The sequence below is a fragment of the Pseudomonas sp. Irchel 3H3 genome, assembly GCF_900187635.1.
Classification (GTDB): domain Bacteria; phylum Pseudomonadota; class Gammaproteobacteria; order Pseudomonadales; family Pseudomonadaceae; genus Aquipseudomonas.
In genome coordinates, this window is the sequence record NZ_FYEC01000005.1 from 36,839 (window position 1) to 54,537 (window position 17,699).

A 17,699-nucleotide genomic window follows, 5' to 3' on the forward strand; every position below is an offset into this window, starting at 1 on the left:
GCAGCTGGCCTTTTCGGCTTGTTATTAGCTTAGTAGCGTTATTTCAGGTCATTGCCGTGACGGGCCATGATGTGCCGCACCACGCTGTAGTCCTGCAGCGAGTCGCTGGACAGGTCCTTGCCGTAGCCGGAGCGTTTCAAACCGCCGTGGGGCATTTCACTGACCAGCATGAAGTGGCTGTTGATCCAGGTGCAGCCGTACTGCAAGCGCGCCGCGACCTGCATCGCCTTGTCCAGGTTTTGCGTCCAGACCGACGACGCCAGGCCATATTCCGAGTCGTTGGCCCAATCCACCGCTTGCTCCAGCTCGTCGAAGCGGGTCACGGTGACCACCGGGCCGAACACTTCGCGCTGGACGATTTCATCGCTTTGCTTGCAACCGGCGAGCAGGGTTGGCTGGTAATAGAAACCGGCGCCGGAATGCACTGCCGCGCCGGTCACCCGTTCGATGTGCGGCTGGCCGAGGGCGCGTTCGACAAAGCTGGCCACGCGGTCGCGCTGGCGGGTGCTGATCAGAGGGCCGATCTCGTTGTCGGCGTCACGCTTGCCGGCAAACCGCAGGCTGCTGACCGCTGCGCCCAGTTCCGCCACCAGCTTGTCGTGTATCCCCGCCTGGGCATAGATGCGGCAGGCCGCGGTGCAGTCCTGCCCGGCGTTGTAGTAACCGTAGCTGCGCACGCCGGCGACTACGGCTTGCAGGTCGGCATCGTTGCAGACGATCACCGGTGCCTTGCCGCCCAGTTCCAGGTGGGTGCGCTTGAGGGTCTTGGCGGCGGCCTGGAGGATTTTCTGCCCGGTGACGATGTCGCCAGTGAGCGAGACCATGCGTACTTTGGGATGGCTGACCAGGTGGCTGCCGACCCCTTCACCGCCCCCGCAGATGATGTTGATCACCCCGCGCGGCAGAATCTCGGCCAGCGCTGGCGCCAGGGCCAGGATCGACAGCGGGGTATGTTCGGAGGGCTTGAACACCAGGGTATTGCCGGCGGCGAGGGCCGGGGCGATTTTCCAGGCGGCCATCATGATCGGGTAGTTCCACGGCGCAATCGAGGCCACCACGCCAATCGGGTCGCGGCGCACCATGCTGGTGTAGCCCGGCAGGTATTCACCGCTGAGCTGGCCGGTCTGGCAGCGCACGGCGCCAGCGAAGAAGCGGAACACATCGACCGTCGCACTGAGGTCATCCTGGCGCGCCAGGTGCAGTGGCTTGCCGCAGTTCAACGATTCCAGGCGGGCCAGCAGGTCAGCGTGCTTTTCGATGGCGTTGGCGATTTCCAGCAGGATGTTCGAGCGCTGTTGCGGGGTGGTCCGCGACCAGCCGGCAAAGGCCCGGTGGGCGGCGAGGATCGCGGCTTCGACCTGTTCGGTGCTGGCTTCGGCAATGTGGGTCAGCACTTCGCCGGTGGCCGGGTTGAGAATCGGCTCGACAAAGCCCTGGCCGGCTACCAATTCACCGTCGATCAGCAATGCGGTGAACAAAGGGGTCTGCGCGGCGGGCATTTTTCGGATTCTCTTTTGTTGTGTGGCCATGGTGCTCCCTGTGACTGGGGCCCCGACCGTCTTATAGATGTACAAAGACTAGTGGCGGGGCTTGAGGACGACAAATACTAAATACTGAATGCAGCGTTCGATTAAATAGATGGCTTGCGCCCGCCGGGTGGCTGTTCGCGGGCCACCGTCAGGAAGGGGTCGACCAGTGCCGGGCGGGCGGTGCCGCGGCGCCAGGCCAGGCCGACATCGAGGGTCTGGCTGAGGTCGGCGATGGGCCGGGCTTCGATGATGTCGCCTTCCAGGGACCATGGGCGGTAAGTCATGTCGGGCTGGATTGACACCCCCAGGCCCGCTGCCACCAGGCTGCGCACTGCCTCGGTGGAGGCGGTGCGCAGGGTGATGCGTGGCTGCAGCGAGGCAGCTCGCCACATGCGCTGGGCGTTGCGGTCCATTTCGTCGACGTTGAGCTGGATCAGTGGTTCGCGGGCGACGTCCGCCAGGTTGATGCTGTCGTGCTCCAGCAGCGGGTGCTGGGCCGGCAGCCACAAGCGGTGGGGCGAGTGAGTCAGTACCTCGGTTTGCAGGGCGTGACGATCCTCGAGGTTGGACAGGATCAGCACCCCGACATCGATTTCGCCACTGACCAGCAAGTGCTCGATGTACGGGCGCTCATCTTCCATGACCCGGAGCTCGACATTGGGGTAGGCCCGTTGAAAGCGGGTCAGCAGGTCGGCCAGGTAGTAGCCCGCGACCAGGCTGGTGACTCCAATGGTCAACTGCCCGGCCACCTGGTCGGTGCTCTGCTGCAGGCTGCGTTTGGCATTGTCCACGGTGGCCAGGATCAAATGCGCCTGGCGCAGGAACTGGTGTCCCTGATGGGTCAGGGTCATGCCCTTGGCGTGGCGGTTGAACAGGTTGACCCCAATCTCCTGCTCCAGTTGCTGGATGGCCAGGGTCAAGGTGGACTGGGAGATATACACCGCTTGTGCGGCGGCCGAGATCGAGCCGGTTTCGGCGACGGCGATGAAGTGACGGATCTGACGCAGGGTCATCATGGGAAAAGTACCCGGTGGGCGGTTTTTATAGATTTTTCCCAGTGTATATCTTTTTTATCGATGCCCTAACCCAGCTAGCAAGGCGGCCGCAAGGGCTGGGCAACATCTGGAAGCACTCTCGCTGACGGGCCTCGGGCACTTTAGATCTAGGCTGATGGCCTTATTTATTGGTTAAACGTGATTTTCTGGAGGCGATACATGATTACCCGTGGTTTGCTCGATCAGTTACTCAAGTCCGGCCAGGACCTGTTGCAGAACAAGGCCGGTGGAGCCCAGAACAAAGCAGCTGGCGGCGGACTGGGCAGCCTGCTCTCCGGCGCTGGCGGCGGGGCCTTGGCCGCCGGCGCGATGGGTCTGCTGCTGGGAAACAAGAAGGCGCGCAAAGTCGGCGGCAAGGTGGCGGTCTATGGCGGCCTCGCGGCACTCGGCGTGATTGCCTACAAGGCCTACGGCAACTGGCAGGCCCAGCAGGGCACGGCGCCGCAGACCGAGCCGCAAACCCTCGATCGCCTGCCGCCGGCGCAGGTCGAGCAGCACAGCCAGGCCATCCTCAAGGCCCTGGTGGCTGCTGCCAAGGCCGATGGGCACGTCGACGCGCGCGAGCGTGAGCTGATCGAGGGCGAGTTCCGCAAGCTGGACAACGACCAGGAACTGCAGCATTGGCTGCACGCCGAACTCAACAAACCACTGGACCCGACCGACGTCGCCCGCGCCGCCAGCACCCCGGAAATGGCCGCCGAGATGTACATCGCCAGCGTGATGTTGGTGGACGAGGAGAACTTCATGGAGAAGTCCTACCTCGACGAACTGGCCCGCCAGCTCAAGTTGGAGCCAGGATTGAAGGCCGAGCTGGAGCGGCAGGTGCGTCTCTGAGTGTCGCAGGTGAGCCATCGCCAAGTGAAACACGGCGAGGACTGCGTCCTCGAACGCAGCCTCGCCGGCTCGCCCGCAATGGCCAATCCACCGTCTGTTTCTACACAAATATCACTGGCGGCCCCCAACCCATCTGACGGAAAGTAGCCGTCCCAGAGCGGATCCAGACTTTTCGCTCGGGATGAGACGCAGTGCGCAACCGCTGCTTAAACCCAGCGCGCCCTCGGCTATACTCCCCACCATTTGAATGGCCCCGAGGACTGACTGTGAAGAACTGGACGTTGCGCCAACGCATTTTGGCGAGCTTTGCGGTGATTATCGCCATCATGCTGTTGATGGTGGTCGTCTCTTATTCACGTCTGCTGAAGATCGAAGCCAGCGAGAACAGCGTTCGCGACGATGCCGTGCCTGGGGTCTACTACAGCTCGATGATTCGCAGTGCCTGGGTCGACAGCTACCTCAAGATCCAGAAAATGCTCGGTCTGGAGGAAGGGCAGGGGGTCACTGAGCAAGACCTCGCCGATTTCAAGGCCTTCGAGCAGCGTCTCGAAGAACAAATGGCCAACTACGCCGCGACTATTCATGGTGTCGAGGACCGCACCGAGTTCGATGCCTTCGAGAAAGCGCATCAGAATTTCAAGCGGATTCTGGCCACCGTCCTTGAGCTGCATAAGAACCACCAGGAGCAGGAGGCAATCAAGCTGTTCAACGAGCAGTTGACGCCAGCCTGGGTTACCGGCCGCCTGAAGCTCAATGACGTCATCCGCGAGAACAAGACGGTTGCCGACCACGCGACCACCGCCATCGACGACGCCGTCGTCGCGGCGAAAATCAGCATGGGCGTGTCGTTGTTGGTGGCGGTGCTGGCGGCGGCGCTCTGCGGCCTGCTGCTGATGCGCGCGATCATGGCGCCGATGAACCGCATCGTGAAGATCCTCGAAATCATGCGCACCGGGGACTTGAGCAATCGCCTCAACCTCGACCGCAAGGATGAGTTCGGTGCCGTGGAAAGCGGCTTCAACGACATGATGACCGAGCTCACCGCGCTGGTGTCCCAGGCCCAGCGTTCTTCGGTGCAGGTCACCACCTCGGTGACCGAGATCGCCGCCACCTCCAAGCAACAGCAGGCCACGGCCACCGAAACTGCGGCGACCACCACGGAAATCGGGGCGACCTCGCGGGAAATCGCGGCGACCTCCCGCGACCTGGTGCGCACCATGACGGAAGTGTCCACCGCTGCCGACCAGGCTTCGGTACTGGCCGGCTCCGGTCAGCAGGGCCTGGCACGCATGGAAGACACCATGCACTCGGTGATGGGCGCGGCCGACCTGGTCAATGCCAAGCTGGCGATCCTCAATGAGAAGGCCGGCAACATCAACCAGGTGGTGGTGACCATCGTCAAGGTCGCCGACCAGACCAACCTGCTGTCGCTGAACGCCGCTATCGAGGCGGAAAAGGCCGGTGAGTACGGTCGCGGTTTTGCCGTGGTCGCCACCGAAGTGCGGCGCCTGGCCGACCAGACGGCCGTTGCCACCTATGACATCGAGCAGATGGTCCGTGAGATCCAGTCGGCGGTCTCGGCCGGTGTGATGGGCATGGACAAGTTCTCCGAAGAAGTGCGCCGCGGCATGTCCGAGGTGCAGCAGGTCGGCGAACAACTGTCGCAGATCATCCATCAGGTCCAGGCGCTGGCGCCGCGGGTGCTGATGGTCAACGAAGGCATGCAGGCCCAGGCCACCGGCGCCGAACAGATCAACCACGCGCTGGTGCAGTTGGGCGATGCCAGCAGCCAGACCGTCGAGTCGCTGCGCCAGGCCAGTTTCGCCATCGACGAATTGAGCCAGGTGGCCGTCGGGCTGCGCAGCGGCGTCTCGCGATTCAAAGTCTGATGAGCGAGCTCGTGGTCAAGCGGGGCGCGGGTGTGGCCCCGAAACAAGCGCTGTTCCTGGTGTTTCGCATCGGTGGCGAGCGTTATGCCTTGCAGGCCGTCGAGGTGGCGGAGGTGCTGCCACGCCTGCCGCTCAAGCCGATTGCCCAGGCGCCGCATTGGGTCGCCGGGGTGTTCGGCTACCGCGGGACGGTGGTGCCGGTGATCGATGTCGGCGCGCTGACCTTCGGCCTGGCTGCCGAAGCACGCACCAGCACCCGCCTGGTGCTGGTGCACTATCGACCCGATGCCACGCTGCCAGCGCAACTGCTGGGATTGATTCTCGAGCAGGCCACCGACACCTTGCGCTGCAATCCGGCGGAGTTTCAACCCTACGGCCTGGACAATCGCCAGGCGCCGTATCTGGGGCCCGTGCGCGAAGATGCCCAGGGACTGCTGCAATGGGTGCGGGTCGCGGACCTGCTGGATGCCCAGGTGCAGGCCCTGCTGTTTCCGTCGCCACCCTTGGACCTGTCAATGCTTGAGGATCGAGCATGAGCAGCGACCAGCGCTTTTTCGACTTCCTCAAAGAACGCATCGGCCTGGACGTGACCTCCGTCGGGCCGGCGATCATCGAGCGCGCGGTACGCCAGCGCACGACCGCGCAGCAGGTGCAAACGGCCGATCAATACTGGCAACGCTTGCTGGGTTCGCGAGACGAACAGCAAGCGCTGATCGAAGCGGTGATCGTGCCCGAGACCTGGTTTTTCCGGTATCCGGAATCCTTTGCCACCCTGGCCAGGCTGGCAAGCAAACGCCTGGGCGAGCTCAATAACATGCGGGCTCTGCGCATCCTCAGCCTGCCGTGCTCCACCGGCGAGGAGCCCTATTCGATTGCCATGGCCTTGCTCGATGCCGGGTTGGCACCTCATCAGTTCAAGGTCGACGGCCTGGACGTCAGCCCGTTGTCGGTGGAGCGGGCCAAGCGGGCGTGCTATGGCAAGAACTCGTTTCGCGGAGAGCAGGGCGATTTTCGCGAGCGGCATTTCAGCGCTGAAGACGACGGTTATCGCCTCAGCGAGCGGGTTCGCGAACAAGTGCGTTTGCAGGTCGGCAACCTACTGGACCCAAGCTTGCTGGCCAATGAACCGGCCTATGACTTCGTGTTTTGCCGCAACTTGCTGATCTACTTTGACCTGCCGACCCAGACCCAGGTCTTTGAAGTGCTCAAGCGCCTGACCCACGTCGATGGCGTGCTGTTCATCGGCCCGGCCGAAGGCAGTCTGCTGGGGCGCCTGGGCATGCGCTCGATCGGCATTCCCCAGTCGTTTGCCTTCAGCCGCCACAGCGAACCTGAACCCCAGCCACTGCCGGCCTACATTGCGCCAGCGCTGCCAGTGAGCTTGCCGGTGCGCCGCGCGCCTGCGCCGCCAGTGCGCAGTCGACCCTTTGCAAGCGTAGCCCGCCCAGTGTCGCCGCGGGCCGAGCAGCCAGACGCTGGCGATGCGGCGGTGCTGCTGGCACACATTGCGACCCTGGCCAACGAAGGCAAAAGCCCGCAAGCGCGTGCCGCCTGTGAGGCGTACCTGCGCAGCCACGGCCCGGTGGCGCAAGTGTTCTACTGGTTAGGCCTGCTCAGTGATGTGGCTGGCAGCGTGCTGGAAGCCCAGGGGTTTTATCGCAAGGCGTTGTACCTGGAGCCGCAACACCCCGAAGCCCTGATGCACCTGGCCGCGTTGCTCGCGTCCCAGGGCGATGTGGCTGGGAGCCGACGCTTGCAGGAGCGCGCGGCGCGCAACGAACGTACCGCTGACAGTGAGCGCAAACGATGATCGGTTCAGTTTCGTTGAACGTGACCCACGCCGATGCCCAGGCCATCGACGACTGCTGGAACCGCATCGGTGTCCACGGTGACAAGTCCTGTGGGTTGCTGGCCGAGCATATTCATTGCCGCAACTGCGCGGTCTACTCGGCCGCGGCTACCCGCTTGCTGGACCGCTATGCGCTGCAGCAGGACGACCAGGCCCATGGCTCGGCGACGGTCGAGGTACAGGTCGCCACCCGTTCATTGCTGATGTTTCGCCTGGGCGAAGAGTGGCTGGCGCTGAGCACCCGCAGCCTGGTGGAAGTGGCGCCTTTGCAGCCGGTGCATTCCTTGCCCCACCAGCGCTCGCGGGCGCTGATGGGGGTGGCCAATGTGCGCGGCGCACTGGTGGCCTGCCTGTCGCTGGTGGAGTTGCTGGGGCTGGAGGCCTCGACGGTGGCCGCGTCCGGTGCGCGGGTCATGCCGCGCATGTTGATCATTGCCGCCCACGGCGGTCCGGTGGTGGTGCCGGTGGACGAGGTCGATGGGATCCATGCGATTGATCAACGGCTGCTCGACGCAGCCTCGCGCTCGGGCCAGCAGGCCAGCGCGAAGTACACCCGAGGCGTATTGCCATTTAACGGTCGCAGTTTGCGTTGGCTGGATGAAGAGCAGTTGCTGTCCGCCGTGACCCGGAGCCTCACATGACCCCCGAGCAAATGCGCGACGCGTCGCTGCTGGAGTTGTTCAGCCTGGAGGCCGAAGCCCAGACCCAAGTGCTCAGCGCCGGGTTGCTGGCGCTGGAGCGTGATCCAACCCAGGCCGATCATCTGGAAGCCTGCATGCGCGCCGCCCACTCGCTCAAGGGCGCGGCGCGGATTGTTGGCGTCGATGCCGGGGTCGAAGTGTCCCATGTGATGGAGGATTGCCTGGTCAGTGCCCAGGAAGGCCGGCTTCTGCTGCGCCCCGAGCACATTGACGCGTTGCTACAAGGCACCGACCTGCTGATGCGCATCGCCACGCCTGGCAACGAGGTCGGGCCCAGTGATATCTACGCCTATGTGGCGTTGATGGGGCAGTTGCTCGATCCCGCGTCGGCACCGACACCGGTGAGCCTGCCACAGCTGGCGCCGGAGCTGCCGATGGCCGAGTTGCAACTCGAACCGCCGGCCGCGCGCTTCGAGCTGTCGGAGCCGGAGCCTCTGCTGGCGGAACTCGCCAAGCCTGCCAAACGGGTCACCGAGGGCGGCGAGCGGGTGCTACGGGTGACTGCCGAGCGCCTGAACAGCCTGCTCGACCTGTCGAGCAAATCGCTGGTCGAGACCCAGCGTTTGAAACCCTATCTGGCGACCCTGCAGCGCCTCAAGCGTATGCAAAGTAACGGCCTGCGCGCCCTGGAAAACCTCAATGCCCAGCTCAAGGAGCAGAGCCTGAGCCTGGAAGTCGAGGAGGCCCTGGAGGATGCGCGGCGGCTGCTGGCCGAGTCTCAGCAATTGCTGGCGGAGCAAACGGCAGAGCTGGACGAGTTTGCCTGGCAAGCCAGCCAGCGTGCCCAGGTGCTGTATGACACTGCGCTGGCCTGCCGCATGCGCCCGTTTGCCGACGTGCTGACCGGCCAGGCGCGGATGGTCCGCGACCTGGGCCGTAGCCTCGGCAAGCAGGTGCGCCTGGAGATCGAGGGCGAAAAGACCCAGGTCGACCGCGACGTGCTGGAAAAACTCGAAGCACCGCTGACGCACCTGTTGCGCAATGCGGTGGACCACGGCATCGAGTCGCCGGAGCAGCGCTTGCTGGCCGGCAAACCGGCCGAAGGGCTGATCCGCCTGCGGGCGTCCCATCAGGCGGGCCTGCTGGTGCTGGAACTCAGCGACGACGGCAACGGCGTGGACCTGGAGCGGGTCCGGCGCAGCATCGTCCAGCGTCAACTGTCGCCGGCCGAGACCGCGGCGCAATTGAGTGAAGAGGAACTGCTGACGTTCCTGTTCCTGCCCGGCTTCAGCCTGCGCGACAAAGTTACTGAAGTTTCCGGCCGTGGCGTCGGCCTCGACGCCGTCCAGCACATGGTGCGCCAGTTGCGCGGCGCGGTGGTGCTGGAGCAGAAGGCGGGCGAGGGCAGTCGTTTCCACCTTGAAGTGCCGCTGACCCTGTCGGTGGTGCGCAGCCTGGTGGTGGAAGTCGGCGAGGAGGCCTACGCCTTCCCGCTGGCGCACATCGAGCGCATGTGCGACCTGGCGCCAGAGGACATCGTGCAGGTGGAGGGGCGCCAGCACTTCTGGCACGAGGGCCGGCATGTCGGGCTGGTGGCCGCCACCCAGTTGCTGCAACGGCCGGTGAGCCAGAACAGTGCCGCCACCCTCAAGGTGGTGGTGATCCGTGAGCGCGATGCGGTGTACGGTGTGGCCGTCGAGCGTTTTATCGGCGAGCGCACCCTGGTGGTGCTGCCGCTGGATGAGCGCCTGGGCAAGATCCAGGATATTTCCGCCGGGGCCTTGCTGGATGACGGTTCAGTGGTGCTGATCGTCGACGTCGAGGACATGCTGCGCTCGGTGGATAAACTGCTCAATACCGGGCGCCTGGAGCGGATCGCCCGGCACAGCCAGCAAGCCGCGCAGGCGGCCCGCAAGCGGATCCTGGTGGTTGATGACTCGCTGACGGTGCGCGAGTTGCAACGCAAGCTGCTGCTCAACCGAGGTTATGACGTGGCCGTCGCCGTTGACGGCATGGACGGCTGGAACGCCCTGCGCGCCGAGGACTTCGACCTGTTGATTACTGATATCGATATGCCGCGCATGGACGGGATCGAGCTGGTCTCGCTGTTGCGCCGCGACAATCGCCTGCAGTCACTGCCAGTGATGGTGGTGTCCTACAAGGACCGTGAAGAGGACCGGCGCCGTGGACTGGACGCTGGAGCCGACTATTATCTAGCCAAAGCCAGCTTTCATGACGATGCGCTGCTCGACGCAGTGGTAGAGCTCATAGGAGGAGCGCGGGCATGAAGATCGCAATCGTCAACGATATGCCGATGGCTGTGGAAGCGCTGCGCCGGGCCCTGGCGTTCGAGCCGGCGCACCAGGTGGTGTGGGTGGCCAGCAATGGCAAGGAGGCGGTGCAACGTTGCGCCGAACTGACGCCGGACCTGATCCTCATGGACCTGATCATGCCGGTCATGGACGGGGTCGAGGCGACCCGCCGGATCATGGCGGATACGCCGTGCGCCATCGTCATCGTCACGGTCGATCGCCAGCAGAATGTGCATCGGGTGTTCGAGGCCATGGGGTACGGCGCGCTGGATGTAGTCGACACGCCGGCCCTGGGGGCCGGCAATGCCCAGGAAGCCGCCGCACCGCTGCTGCGTAAAATCATCAACATTGGCTGGCTGATCGGCGAGAAGGGCAACCGCGAACGCCCGGCACCCAGCCCGCTGCGCAGTTCGGCCTCGCGTCAGCGCCTGGTCGCCATTGGCTCCTCGGCTGGCGGTCCGGCGGCGCTGGAAGTGCTGCTCAAGGGCCTGCCGCGGGATTTTCCGGCGGCCATCGTGCTGGTGCAACACGTGGACCAGGTGTTCGCCGCCGGCATGGCGCAATGGCTCAGCAGTGTCAGTGGCCTGAACGTACGCCTGGCCCAGGAGGGCGAGCCGCCGCAAAGTGGCACGGTGTTGCTGGCTGGCACCAACCACCATATTCGCTTGTTGAAAAACGGCACGCTGGCGTACACCGCCGAGCCGGTCAACGAAATCTACCGGCCCTCGATCGATGTGTTCTTCGAAAGTGTGGCCAGTTACTGGAACGGTGATGCAGTAGGTGTGCTACTCACCGGAATGGGCCGCGATGGAGCCCAGGGACTCAAATTGATGCGCCAGCAGGGTTACCTGACCATCGCTCAGGATCAGCACAGCAGCGCGGTGTACGGTATGCCCAAGGCCGCCGCCGCCATCGACGCCGCGGTGGAAATTCGCCCGCTGGAAAAAATAGCGCCACGATTGCTGGAGATCTTTGCAAAATGAATGACATCCGCAGCGGTACGGGCCAAGTAGTATTTCAGGTGAACCCCCATGGATGAGTTACAGCTCGACGATTTCAAGAACGATGAAAATGCCGCGATGGTGCTGCTGGTCGACGACCAGGCGATGATCGGCGAAGCCGTGCGGCGGGGTCTGGCGAACGAAGACAACATCGACTTCCATTTCTGCGCCGACCCGCACCAGGCCATCGCCCAGGCCATTCGCATCAAGCCGACGGTGATCCTGCAGGACCTGGTGATGCCTGGCCTGGACGGCCTGACGCTGGTGCGCGACTACCGCAACCACCCGGCGACCAAGGACATCCCGATCATTGTGCTGTCGACCAAGGAAGATCCCTTGATCAAGAGCGCGGCGTTTGCCGCCGGGGCCAACGATTACCTGGTGAAACTGCCGGACAACATCGAGCTGGTGGCGCGCATTCGCTATCACTCGCGCTCCTACACCACGCTGATCCAGCGCGATGCAGCCTATCGGGCATTGCGGGTCAGCCAGCAGCAGTTGCTCGACACCAACCTGGTGCTGCAACGGTTGATGAACTCCGACGGCCTGACCGGCCTGTCGAACCGCCGGCACTTCGACGAGTACCTGGAGCTGGAATGGCGGCGCTCGTTGCGTGACCAGACCCAATTGTCGCTGTTGATGATCGATGTCGACTACTTCAAGTCCTATAACGACAGTTTTGGTCATCTTGAGGGCGATGAAGCCCTGCGCAAGGTAGCGACCGCGATCCGCGATGCCAGTAGCCGGCCCTCGGACCTGCCTGCGCGTTATGGTGGTGAAGAGTTCGCCCTGGTGCTGCCCAACACTTCGCCGGGTGGCGCACGACTGGTGGCGGAAAAACTCCGTCAGACCGTCGCCGCCCTGAAGATTCCACACATCGCCCCGGCCGAAGGCGCGAGCCTGACCATCAGCATCGGCCTGTCGACCATCACCCCACAGCAGGGCAGCGACTGCCGGCAATTGATTTTGGCGGCAGACAAGGGCCTGTACCTGGCCAAGCACAATGGGCGCAATCAGGTGGGGATCGAGTAAAAAACAGCCGTTTTGGTGGCTCAATAGCCGCCAGGCGGGCTGCCGTGGCGGCCTGATTACGTTATACTCGCCGGCTTTCAAAAGTTCGCCAACGAGTGCTGCCCGCCATGGAAATCAACCCGATCCTTAACAGTATCAAGGACCTGTCCGAGCGCTCCGAAACTATTCGGGGGTATCTTTGACTACGATCAAAAGCATGAGCGTCTGACCGAAGTCAATCGCGAGCTTGAAGATCCGGCTGTCTGGAACAACCCTGAGTACGCTCAGAACCTGGGTCGCGAGCGTTCGCTGCTGGCCCAGATCGTAGAAACCCTCGATGAGATGTCCAGTGGTCTGGCTGATGCCAAGGACCTGCTGTTGATGTCTGCCGAGGAAGAAGACCAAGCTGCCGTCGACGACGTTGCAGCCGAAGTCGAACGCCTGCGCGAGGCCCTCGAGAAGCTCGAGTTCCGCCGCATGTTCAGCGGTGAGATGGACGCCAACAACGCCTACCTGGACATCCAGGCCGGTTCTGGCGGCACCGAGGCCCAGGACTGGGCCAACATCCTGCTGCGCATGTACCTGCGCTGGGCGGACAAACGCGGCTTCGACGCGACCATCATGGAACTGTCGGCCGGTGAAGTCGCCGGGATCAAGGGCGCCACCGTGCACATCAAGGGCGAATACGCCTTTGGCTGGTTGCGTACCGAAATCGGCGTGCACCGCCTGGTGCGCAAGAGCCCGTACGACTCCGGTAACCGTCGCCATACCTCGTTCTCGGCCGTGTTCGTGTCGCCGGAAATCGATGACAACATCGAAATCGACATCAACCCGTCGGACCTGCGTATCGACACCTACCGCTCCTCGGGTGCCGGTGGTCAGCACGTTAACACCACCGACTCGGCCGTACGTATCACCCACGTACCGTCCAACACCGTGGTCAGCTGCCAGAACGAACGCTCCCAGCACGCCAACAAAGACACCGCGATGAAAATGTTGCGGGCGCGCTTGTACGAGCAGGAAGTGCAGAAACGCAACGCCGCTTCGCAGGCCCTGGAAGACACCAAGTCGGACATCGGCTGGGGTCACCAGATCCGCTCGTACGTGCTCGATGCCTCGCGGATCAAGGATCTGCGCACTAACATCGAACGCAGCGACTGCGACAAGGTGCTCGACGGCGACATCGACGAATACCTGGTAGCCAGCCTGAAGCAAGGCTTGTAAGACATGCAACACGGGATCGCCTGACTCACCGCGATCCTCTGTAGGAGCCGGCTTGCCGGCGATCCCCAGGCCGCTGGCCTGGGGGCAACGAACCCGTGATGGAATTTTTGAAGACATGAGCGACCTAGAACTCGACCCGCAAGCCCTGCAACAGGAAGAAAACACCCTGATCGCCCTGCGCAAGGAAAAGCTTGCTGCCGAGCGCGCCAAGGGCAACGCCTTCCCGAACGACTTCCGCCGTGACAACTACTGCGATGCCCTGCAGAAGCAGTACGCGGACAAGACCAAGGAAGAGCTCGCAGAGGCTGCAATCCCGGTCAAGGTTGCCGGTCGCATCATGCTCAACCGTGGCTCGTTCATGGTGATCCAGGACATGTCCGGGCGCATCCAGGTCTACGTCAACCGCAAGACCCTGTCCGAAGAAACCCTGGCCGCGGTGAAAACCTGGGACCTGGGCGACATCATTGCCGCCGAAGGCACCTTGGCCCGTTCCGGCAAGGGCGACCTGTACGTGGAAATGACCAGCGTGCGCCTGCTGACCAAGTCGCTGCGCCCACTGCCAGACAAACACCACGGCCTGACCGACACCGAACAGCGTTATCGCCAGCGCTACGTCGACCTGATCGTCAATGACGAAGTGCGCCAGACGTTCCGCGTGCGTTCGCAAGTCATCGCCCATATCCGTAGCTTCCTGATGCAGCGCGACTTCCTTGAAGTCGAGACGCCGATGCTGCAAACCATCCCTGGTGGTGCTGCGGCCAAGCCGTTCGAAACGCACCACAATGCCCTGGACATGGAAATGTTCCTGCGCATCGCGCCTGAGCTGTACCTCAAGCGCCTGGTTGTCGGTGGCTTCGAGAAAGTCTTCGAGATCAACCGCAACTTCCGTAACGAGGGCGTTTCGACTCGTCACAACCCTGAATTCACCATGTTGGAGTTCTACCAGGCGTACGCCGACTACGAAGACAACATGGACCTGACCGAAGAACTGTTCCGCGAGTTGGCACAGCTGGTCCTGGGCAGCACCGACGTGCCGTACGGCGACAAGGTGTTCCACTTCGGCGAGCCGTTCGTGCGTCTGTCGGTCTTCGACTCGATCCTCAAGTACAACCCTGAGCTGACCGCCGACGACCTGACCGACATCGACAAGGCGCGCGCCATCGCCAAGAAAGCCGGGGCCAAGGTGCTGGGCTTCGAAGGCCTGGGCAAGCTGCAAGTGATGATTTTCGAAGAACTGGTCGAGCACAAGCTGGAGCAGCCGCACTTCATTACCCAGTACCCGTTCGAAGTGTCGCCGCTGGCTCGTCGCAACGATGACAACCCGAACGTCACCGACCGCTTCGAGCTGTTCATTGGTGGTCGCGAAATCGCCAACGCCTACTCCGAGTTGAACGACGCGGAAGACCAGGCCGAGCGTTTCATGGCCCAGGTGGCCGACAAGGACGCCGGTGACGACGAAGCCATGCACTACGACGCCGACTTCGTACGTGCGCTGGAATACGGTATGCCGCCGACGGCGGGTGAGGGCATCGGTATCGATCGCCTGGTGATGTTGTTGACCAACTCACCGTCGATCCGCGATGTGATCCTGTTCCCGCACATGCGACCGCAAGCGTAAATGCCGCAGTGAAAAAGCCGCCTATATCAGGCGGCTTTTTATTGCCTGTATGGAACAAACGTATCAACTTGTTGCTTCCAACTGCGAGGTAAGACCGGTGAATCGTGCAAATGCTCAAGAAGGAGCAGCGGGGGTCGCTACGGCGGTCGCTGAAAGTGTTCAGTACCAGGGCCGCAAGGCCAGCCGACAGGGCAGTGAACAGCGTCGACAGGACATCCTCGACGCCGCGATGCGCATTGTCGTGCGCGACGGTGTGCGGGCGGTGCGGCACCGCGCCGTAGCCGCCGAGGCCAGCGTGCCATTGTCGGCGACCACCTACTATTTCAAGGACATCGATGACCTGCTCACCGATACCTTTGCCCAGTACGTGGAGCGTAGCGCGGCCTACATGGCCAAGCTGTGGGCCAATCATGAAGGGCTGCTGCACGAGATGGTCGACAGCGGGGATGGCAGCCCCGAGGCACGTTCGCGGCTGGCCGACGACATCGCCCGGTTTACCGCCGACTATGTGCACCGGCAACTGCTCAACCGCCGCGAGCACCTGATGGCGGAACAGGCGTTCCGCCAGGAGGCCTTGCTCAACCCGCGCCTGGCGTTGCTGGTGCGTTCCCATCAGCAGATTCTCCTGCAGGGTACCTGCCAGCTGTTCCAGGTGCTGGGCTCGCCGGAACCGCAACAGGATGCCAAAGTGTTGACGGCGATAATCGGACGGATGGAATATCAAGGCCTGCTCAACGAGGCGCAGCCGCTGGCGGAGGATGAAATGCTCGGAATCCTCACGCGGTATATGCACTTGGTGCTGGCCTCGGTGTAACCCTTGGGGGAGGGCAGATTGCGCTGTCGGTGTGTGCTGACTAGGAGTCTTGAATGAAGTACTGGCGTGTCGTGGTGATCACCCTGTCGTTCCTGCTGCTCAGCGGCTGCCTGGTGTCATTCAAGCAGGCCATGCCGGGCAGCGAGGCTGCGCCGGCGGGGTTGCTCGGTAAATGGACCAGCAAGAATGCCTGGGGTGAAGCACAGAACCTGGACCTGACCCGTGTCGGCCCGGACCGCTACCAGGCGGTCAGCTACTTCAAGGCCAAGCCCAAGGAGCGCGAGGCCTATCCGTTCACGGTGGCGCGCCACGGCAATCGCTGGTACCTCTCGGCCAAGGTGCCGGCCCAGTACGGTGGCAACTTCACTATCGCCGGGTTTGAACTGAACGATAAACAGGAACTGGTGATCTACAACCTCGATCTCGAGCAGATCCGCCAGGCGCTTGGGCAACAACTCAAGGGTGAGCCGTTCAGCACCGACGATGGTGACGGCGTACTGATCAACAGCAGCATGGACCAGGTGTTCGCCTACCTCGACGATCCGGCCAATTCCGACGTGTTCGTCGAGGCCGCGCGGTATCAACGACCGCACACCACTCAATCAGCGCAGTAGGCAACGGTTAACCAAGGGAGCAACCGGTGGACGATTACCAGCAGACGATACGCACCTTGTCTGATCGCATAGTGCTGGCGCAAACGCCGATTCGGGTCCTTGATGCGGTGAAGTGGGACGACAGCATCCGCAAGGGGTTCCTCAAGGCCAAGGGCAAGGAAATGCCGGCGGTGGACCGGGACTATTACCTCAATCGGCCACTGGCTTTCGATTCGAGCAAAGTCAAGCTGGAGTTCCAGAACATCGAGCGCGACATCACTCGCCAGCTCGGCCAGTTCAACCCGGTCGGGCAGATCATGCGGCGCATGTGCAAGGAGTACCGCATGGTGGTGCGGATGCTCGAGGCCCGTGGCACCGAGGACTTCGGGCTGATTTCCCAGGAGCTGTATGGCGCGGCCTCCGATGCGTTCCATGCCGGTGACCCGACCCTGGCCGATCTGGGCCTGATGATGTCCGACTACTTGAACAACATCGATGGCCGCGGCGACCTCAAGGACGAGCCGAAGATCCTCACTGCCAAAGAGGCGGTACACCTGCTGCAGACTCGCTTGAACAAGGTGTTCGGCGAGGCCGAGGAAACCATCCGGGTGTTCGAGTCAGACGGGATCGTCGCCGACGCGGCGGCTGGCGCCGACTACATCAAGATCCGCACCGATGCGATGTTCAACGAGCGTGACGTGCGAGCGCTGGAGGTGCATGAGGGTCTGGTGCACGTTGGCACCACGCTCAACGGGCTGAACCAGCCAATCTGCACCTTCCTGTCCAAGGGCCCGCCGTCTTCGACCGTGACTCAGGAAGGCCTGGCGATCCTGATGGAGATCATCACCTTCGCCTCCTACCCGAGCCGCCTGCGCAAGCTGACCAACCGTACCCGGGCGATCCATATGGTCGAGGAGGGCGCGGACTTCCTGCAGATTTTCGAGTTCTTCCGTGAGCAGGGCTTCGAAATGGCCGAGAGTTATGGCAATGCCAGCCGGGTATTCCGTGGATCGGTGCCAAACGGCCTGCCATTTACCAAAGACTTGTCCTATCTCAAGGGCTTTATCATGGTTTACAACTACATTCAGTTGGCCGTGCGCAAAGGCAAGCTTGAGCAGATCCCGTTGCTGTTTTGCGGCAAGACCACCCTGGAAGACATGCGAACCCTGCGCCAGTTGGTGGATGAAGGCCTGGTGGAGCCGCCCAAGTACCTGCCCGCGCAGTTCCGTGACATGAACGCGCTGTCGGCCTGGATGTGCTTCTCCAACTTCCTCAACCACCTGAGCCTGGACCGGATCGAAGCGGACTATTCGAATATTCTGTAACCCC

General features: G+C 62.8%; 15 protein-coding genes. 13 read left to right on the forward strand and 2 right to left on the reverse strand.

Annotated features, from left to right (window positions below):
• Positions 1-38 precede the first annotated feature (38 nt).
• Both CKW24_RS07755 and CKW24_RS07760 read right to left on the reverse strand, forming a co-directional pair.
• A complete protein-coding gene (locus tag CKW24_RS07755; protein WP_095166689.1) occupies positions 39-1,529 on the reverse strand; it encodes a gamma-aminobutyraldehyde dehydrogenase in 1,491 nt (496 codons plus the stop codon).
• Between the two features lie 101 nt (positions 1,530-1,630).
• Complete coding sequence (locus CKW24_RS07760; RefSeq protein ID WP_095166691.1) at positions 1,631-2,545, reverse strand: LysR family transcriptional regulator; 915 nt, start codon at positions 2,543-2,545, stop codon at positions 1,631-1,633.
• Between the two features lie 198 nt (positions 2,546-2,743).
• On the opposite strand from CKW24_RS07760, the gene CKW24_RS07765 reads away from it, so the two are divergent.
• The 13 genes from CKW24_RS07765 to CKW24_RS07825 all read left to right on the forward strand — a co-directional run bounded on the left by CKW24_RS07765 (position 2,744) and on the right by CKW24_RS07825 (position 17,695).
• Positions 2,744-3,418, forward strand: coding sequence for a tellurite resistance TerB family protein (locus CKW24_RS07765; RefSeq protein ID WP_095166693.1), 675 nt, complete (start codon positions 2,744-2,746; stop codon positions 3,416-3,418).
• A gap of 266 nt (positions 3,419-3,684) precedes the next feature.
• On the forward strand, positions 3,685-5,307 hold the full coding sequence (locus CKW24_RS07770; protein ID WP_095166695.1) for a methyl-accepting chemotaxis protein: 1,623 nt from the start codon (positions 3,685-3,687) through the stop codon (positions 5,305-5,307).
• Positions 5,307-5,843: a chemotaxis protein CheW gene (locus tag CKW24_RS07775; protein WP_095166697.1), complete on the forward strand. Its 537-nt coding sequence runs from the start codon at positions 5,307-5,309 to the stop codon at positions 5,841-5,843. The genes CKW24_RS07770 and CKW24_RS07775 overlap by 1 nt, the downstream gene beginning before the upstream one ends.
• Positions 5,840-7,117, forward strand: coding sequence for a protein-glutamate O-methyltransferase CheR (locus tag CKW24_RS07780; protein ID WP_095166699.1), 1,278 nt, complete (start codon positions 5,840-5,842; stop codon positions 7,115-7,117). Before CKW24_RS07775 ends, CKW24_RS07780 begins: the two co-directional genes overlap by 4 nt.
• Positions 7,114-7,797, forward strand: a complete 684-nt coding sequence (locus tag CKW24_RS07785; RefSeq protein WP_095166701.1) for a chemotaxis protein CheW — start codon at positions 7,114-7,116, stop codon at positions 7,795-7,797. Before CKW24_RS07780 ends, CKW24_RS07785 begins: the two co-directional genes overlap by 4 nt.
• Positions 7,794-10,085, forward strand: coding sequence for a hybrid sensor histidine kinase/response regulator (locus CKW24_RS07790; RefSeq protein ID WP_095166703.1), 2,292 nt, complete (start codon positions 7,794-7,796; stop codon positions 10,083-10,085). Before CKW24_RS07785 ends, CKW24_RS07790 begins: the two co-directional genes overlap by 4 nt.
• Positions 10,082-11,092, forward strand: coding sequence for a chemotaxis response regulator protein-glutamate methylesterase (locus tag CKW24_RS07795; RefSeq protein ID WP_095166705.1), 1,011 nt, complete (start codon positions 10,082-10,084; stop codon positions 11,090-11,092). Before CKW24_RS07790 ends, CKW24_RS07795 begins: the two co-directional genes overlap by 4 nt.
• A gap of 48 nt (positions 11,093-11,140) precedes the next feature.
• Positions 11,141-12,142, forward strand: coding sequence for a PleD family two-component system response regulator (locus CKW24_RS07800; RefSeq protein ID WP_095166707.1), 1,002 nt, complete (start codon positions 11,141-11,143; stop codon positions 12,140-12,142).
• 107 nt (positions 12,143-12,249) lie between these two features.
• Positions 12,250-13,345, forward strand: a protein-coding gene (gene prfB, locus CKW24_RS07805) for a peptide chain release factor 2 (protein ID WP_143501160.1) whose coding sequence is annotated in 2 segments (ribosomal slippage) — positions 12,250-12,321 and positions 12,323-13,345 — 1,095 coding nt in all. Because the reading frame shifts where the segments join, the coding sequence is not laid out codon by codon here.
• Positions 13,346-13,460: 115 nt separating this feature from the next.
• On the forward strand, positions 13,461-14,963 hold the full coding sequence (lysS, locus tag CKW24_RS07810; protein WP_095166709.1) for a lysine--tRNA ligase: 1,503 nt from the start codon (positions 13,461-13,463) through the stop codon (positions 14,961-14,963).
• Positions 14,964-15,060: 97 nt separating this feature from the next.
• Positions 15,061-15,777 (forward strand): TetR/AcrR family transcriptional regulator, encoded by a 717-nt coding sequence (locus CKW24_RS07815; protein ID WP_095166711.1) that lies wholly within the window; start codon positions 15,061-15,063, stop codon positions 15,775-15,777.
• Between the two features lie 53 nt (positions 15,778-15,830).
• Positions 15,831-16,391, forward strand: coding sequence for a hypothetical protein (locus CKW24_RS07820; RefSeq protein ID WP_095166713.1), 561 nt, complete (start codon positions 15,831-15,833; stop codon positions 16,389-16,391).
• 26 nt (positions 16,392-16,417) lie between these two features.
• Positions 16,418-17,695, forward strand: a complete 1,278-nt coding sequence (locus tag CKW24_RS07825) for a flavohemoglobin expression-modulating QEGLA motif protein (RefSeq protein ID WP_095166715.1) — start codon at positions 16,418-16,420, stop codon at positions 17,693-17,695.
• The last annotated feature ends 4 nt before the right edge of the window (positions 17,696-17,699 follow it).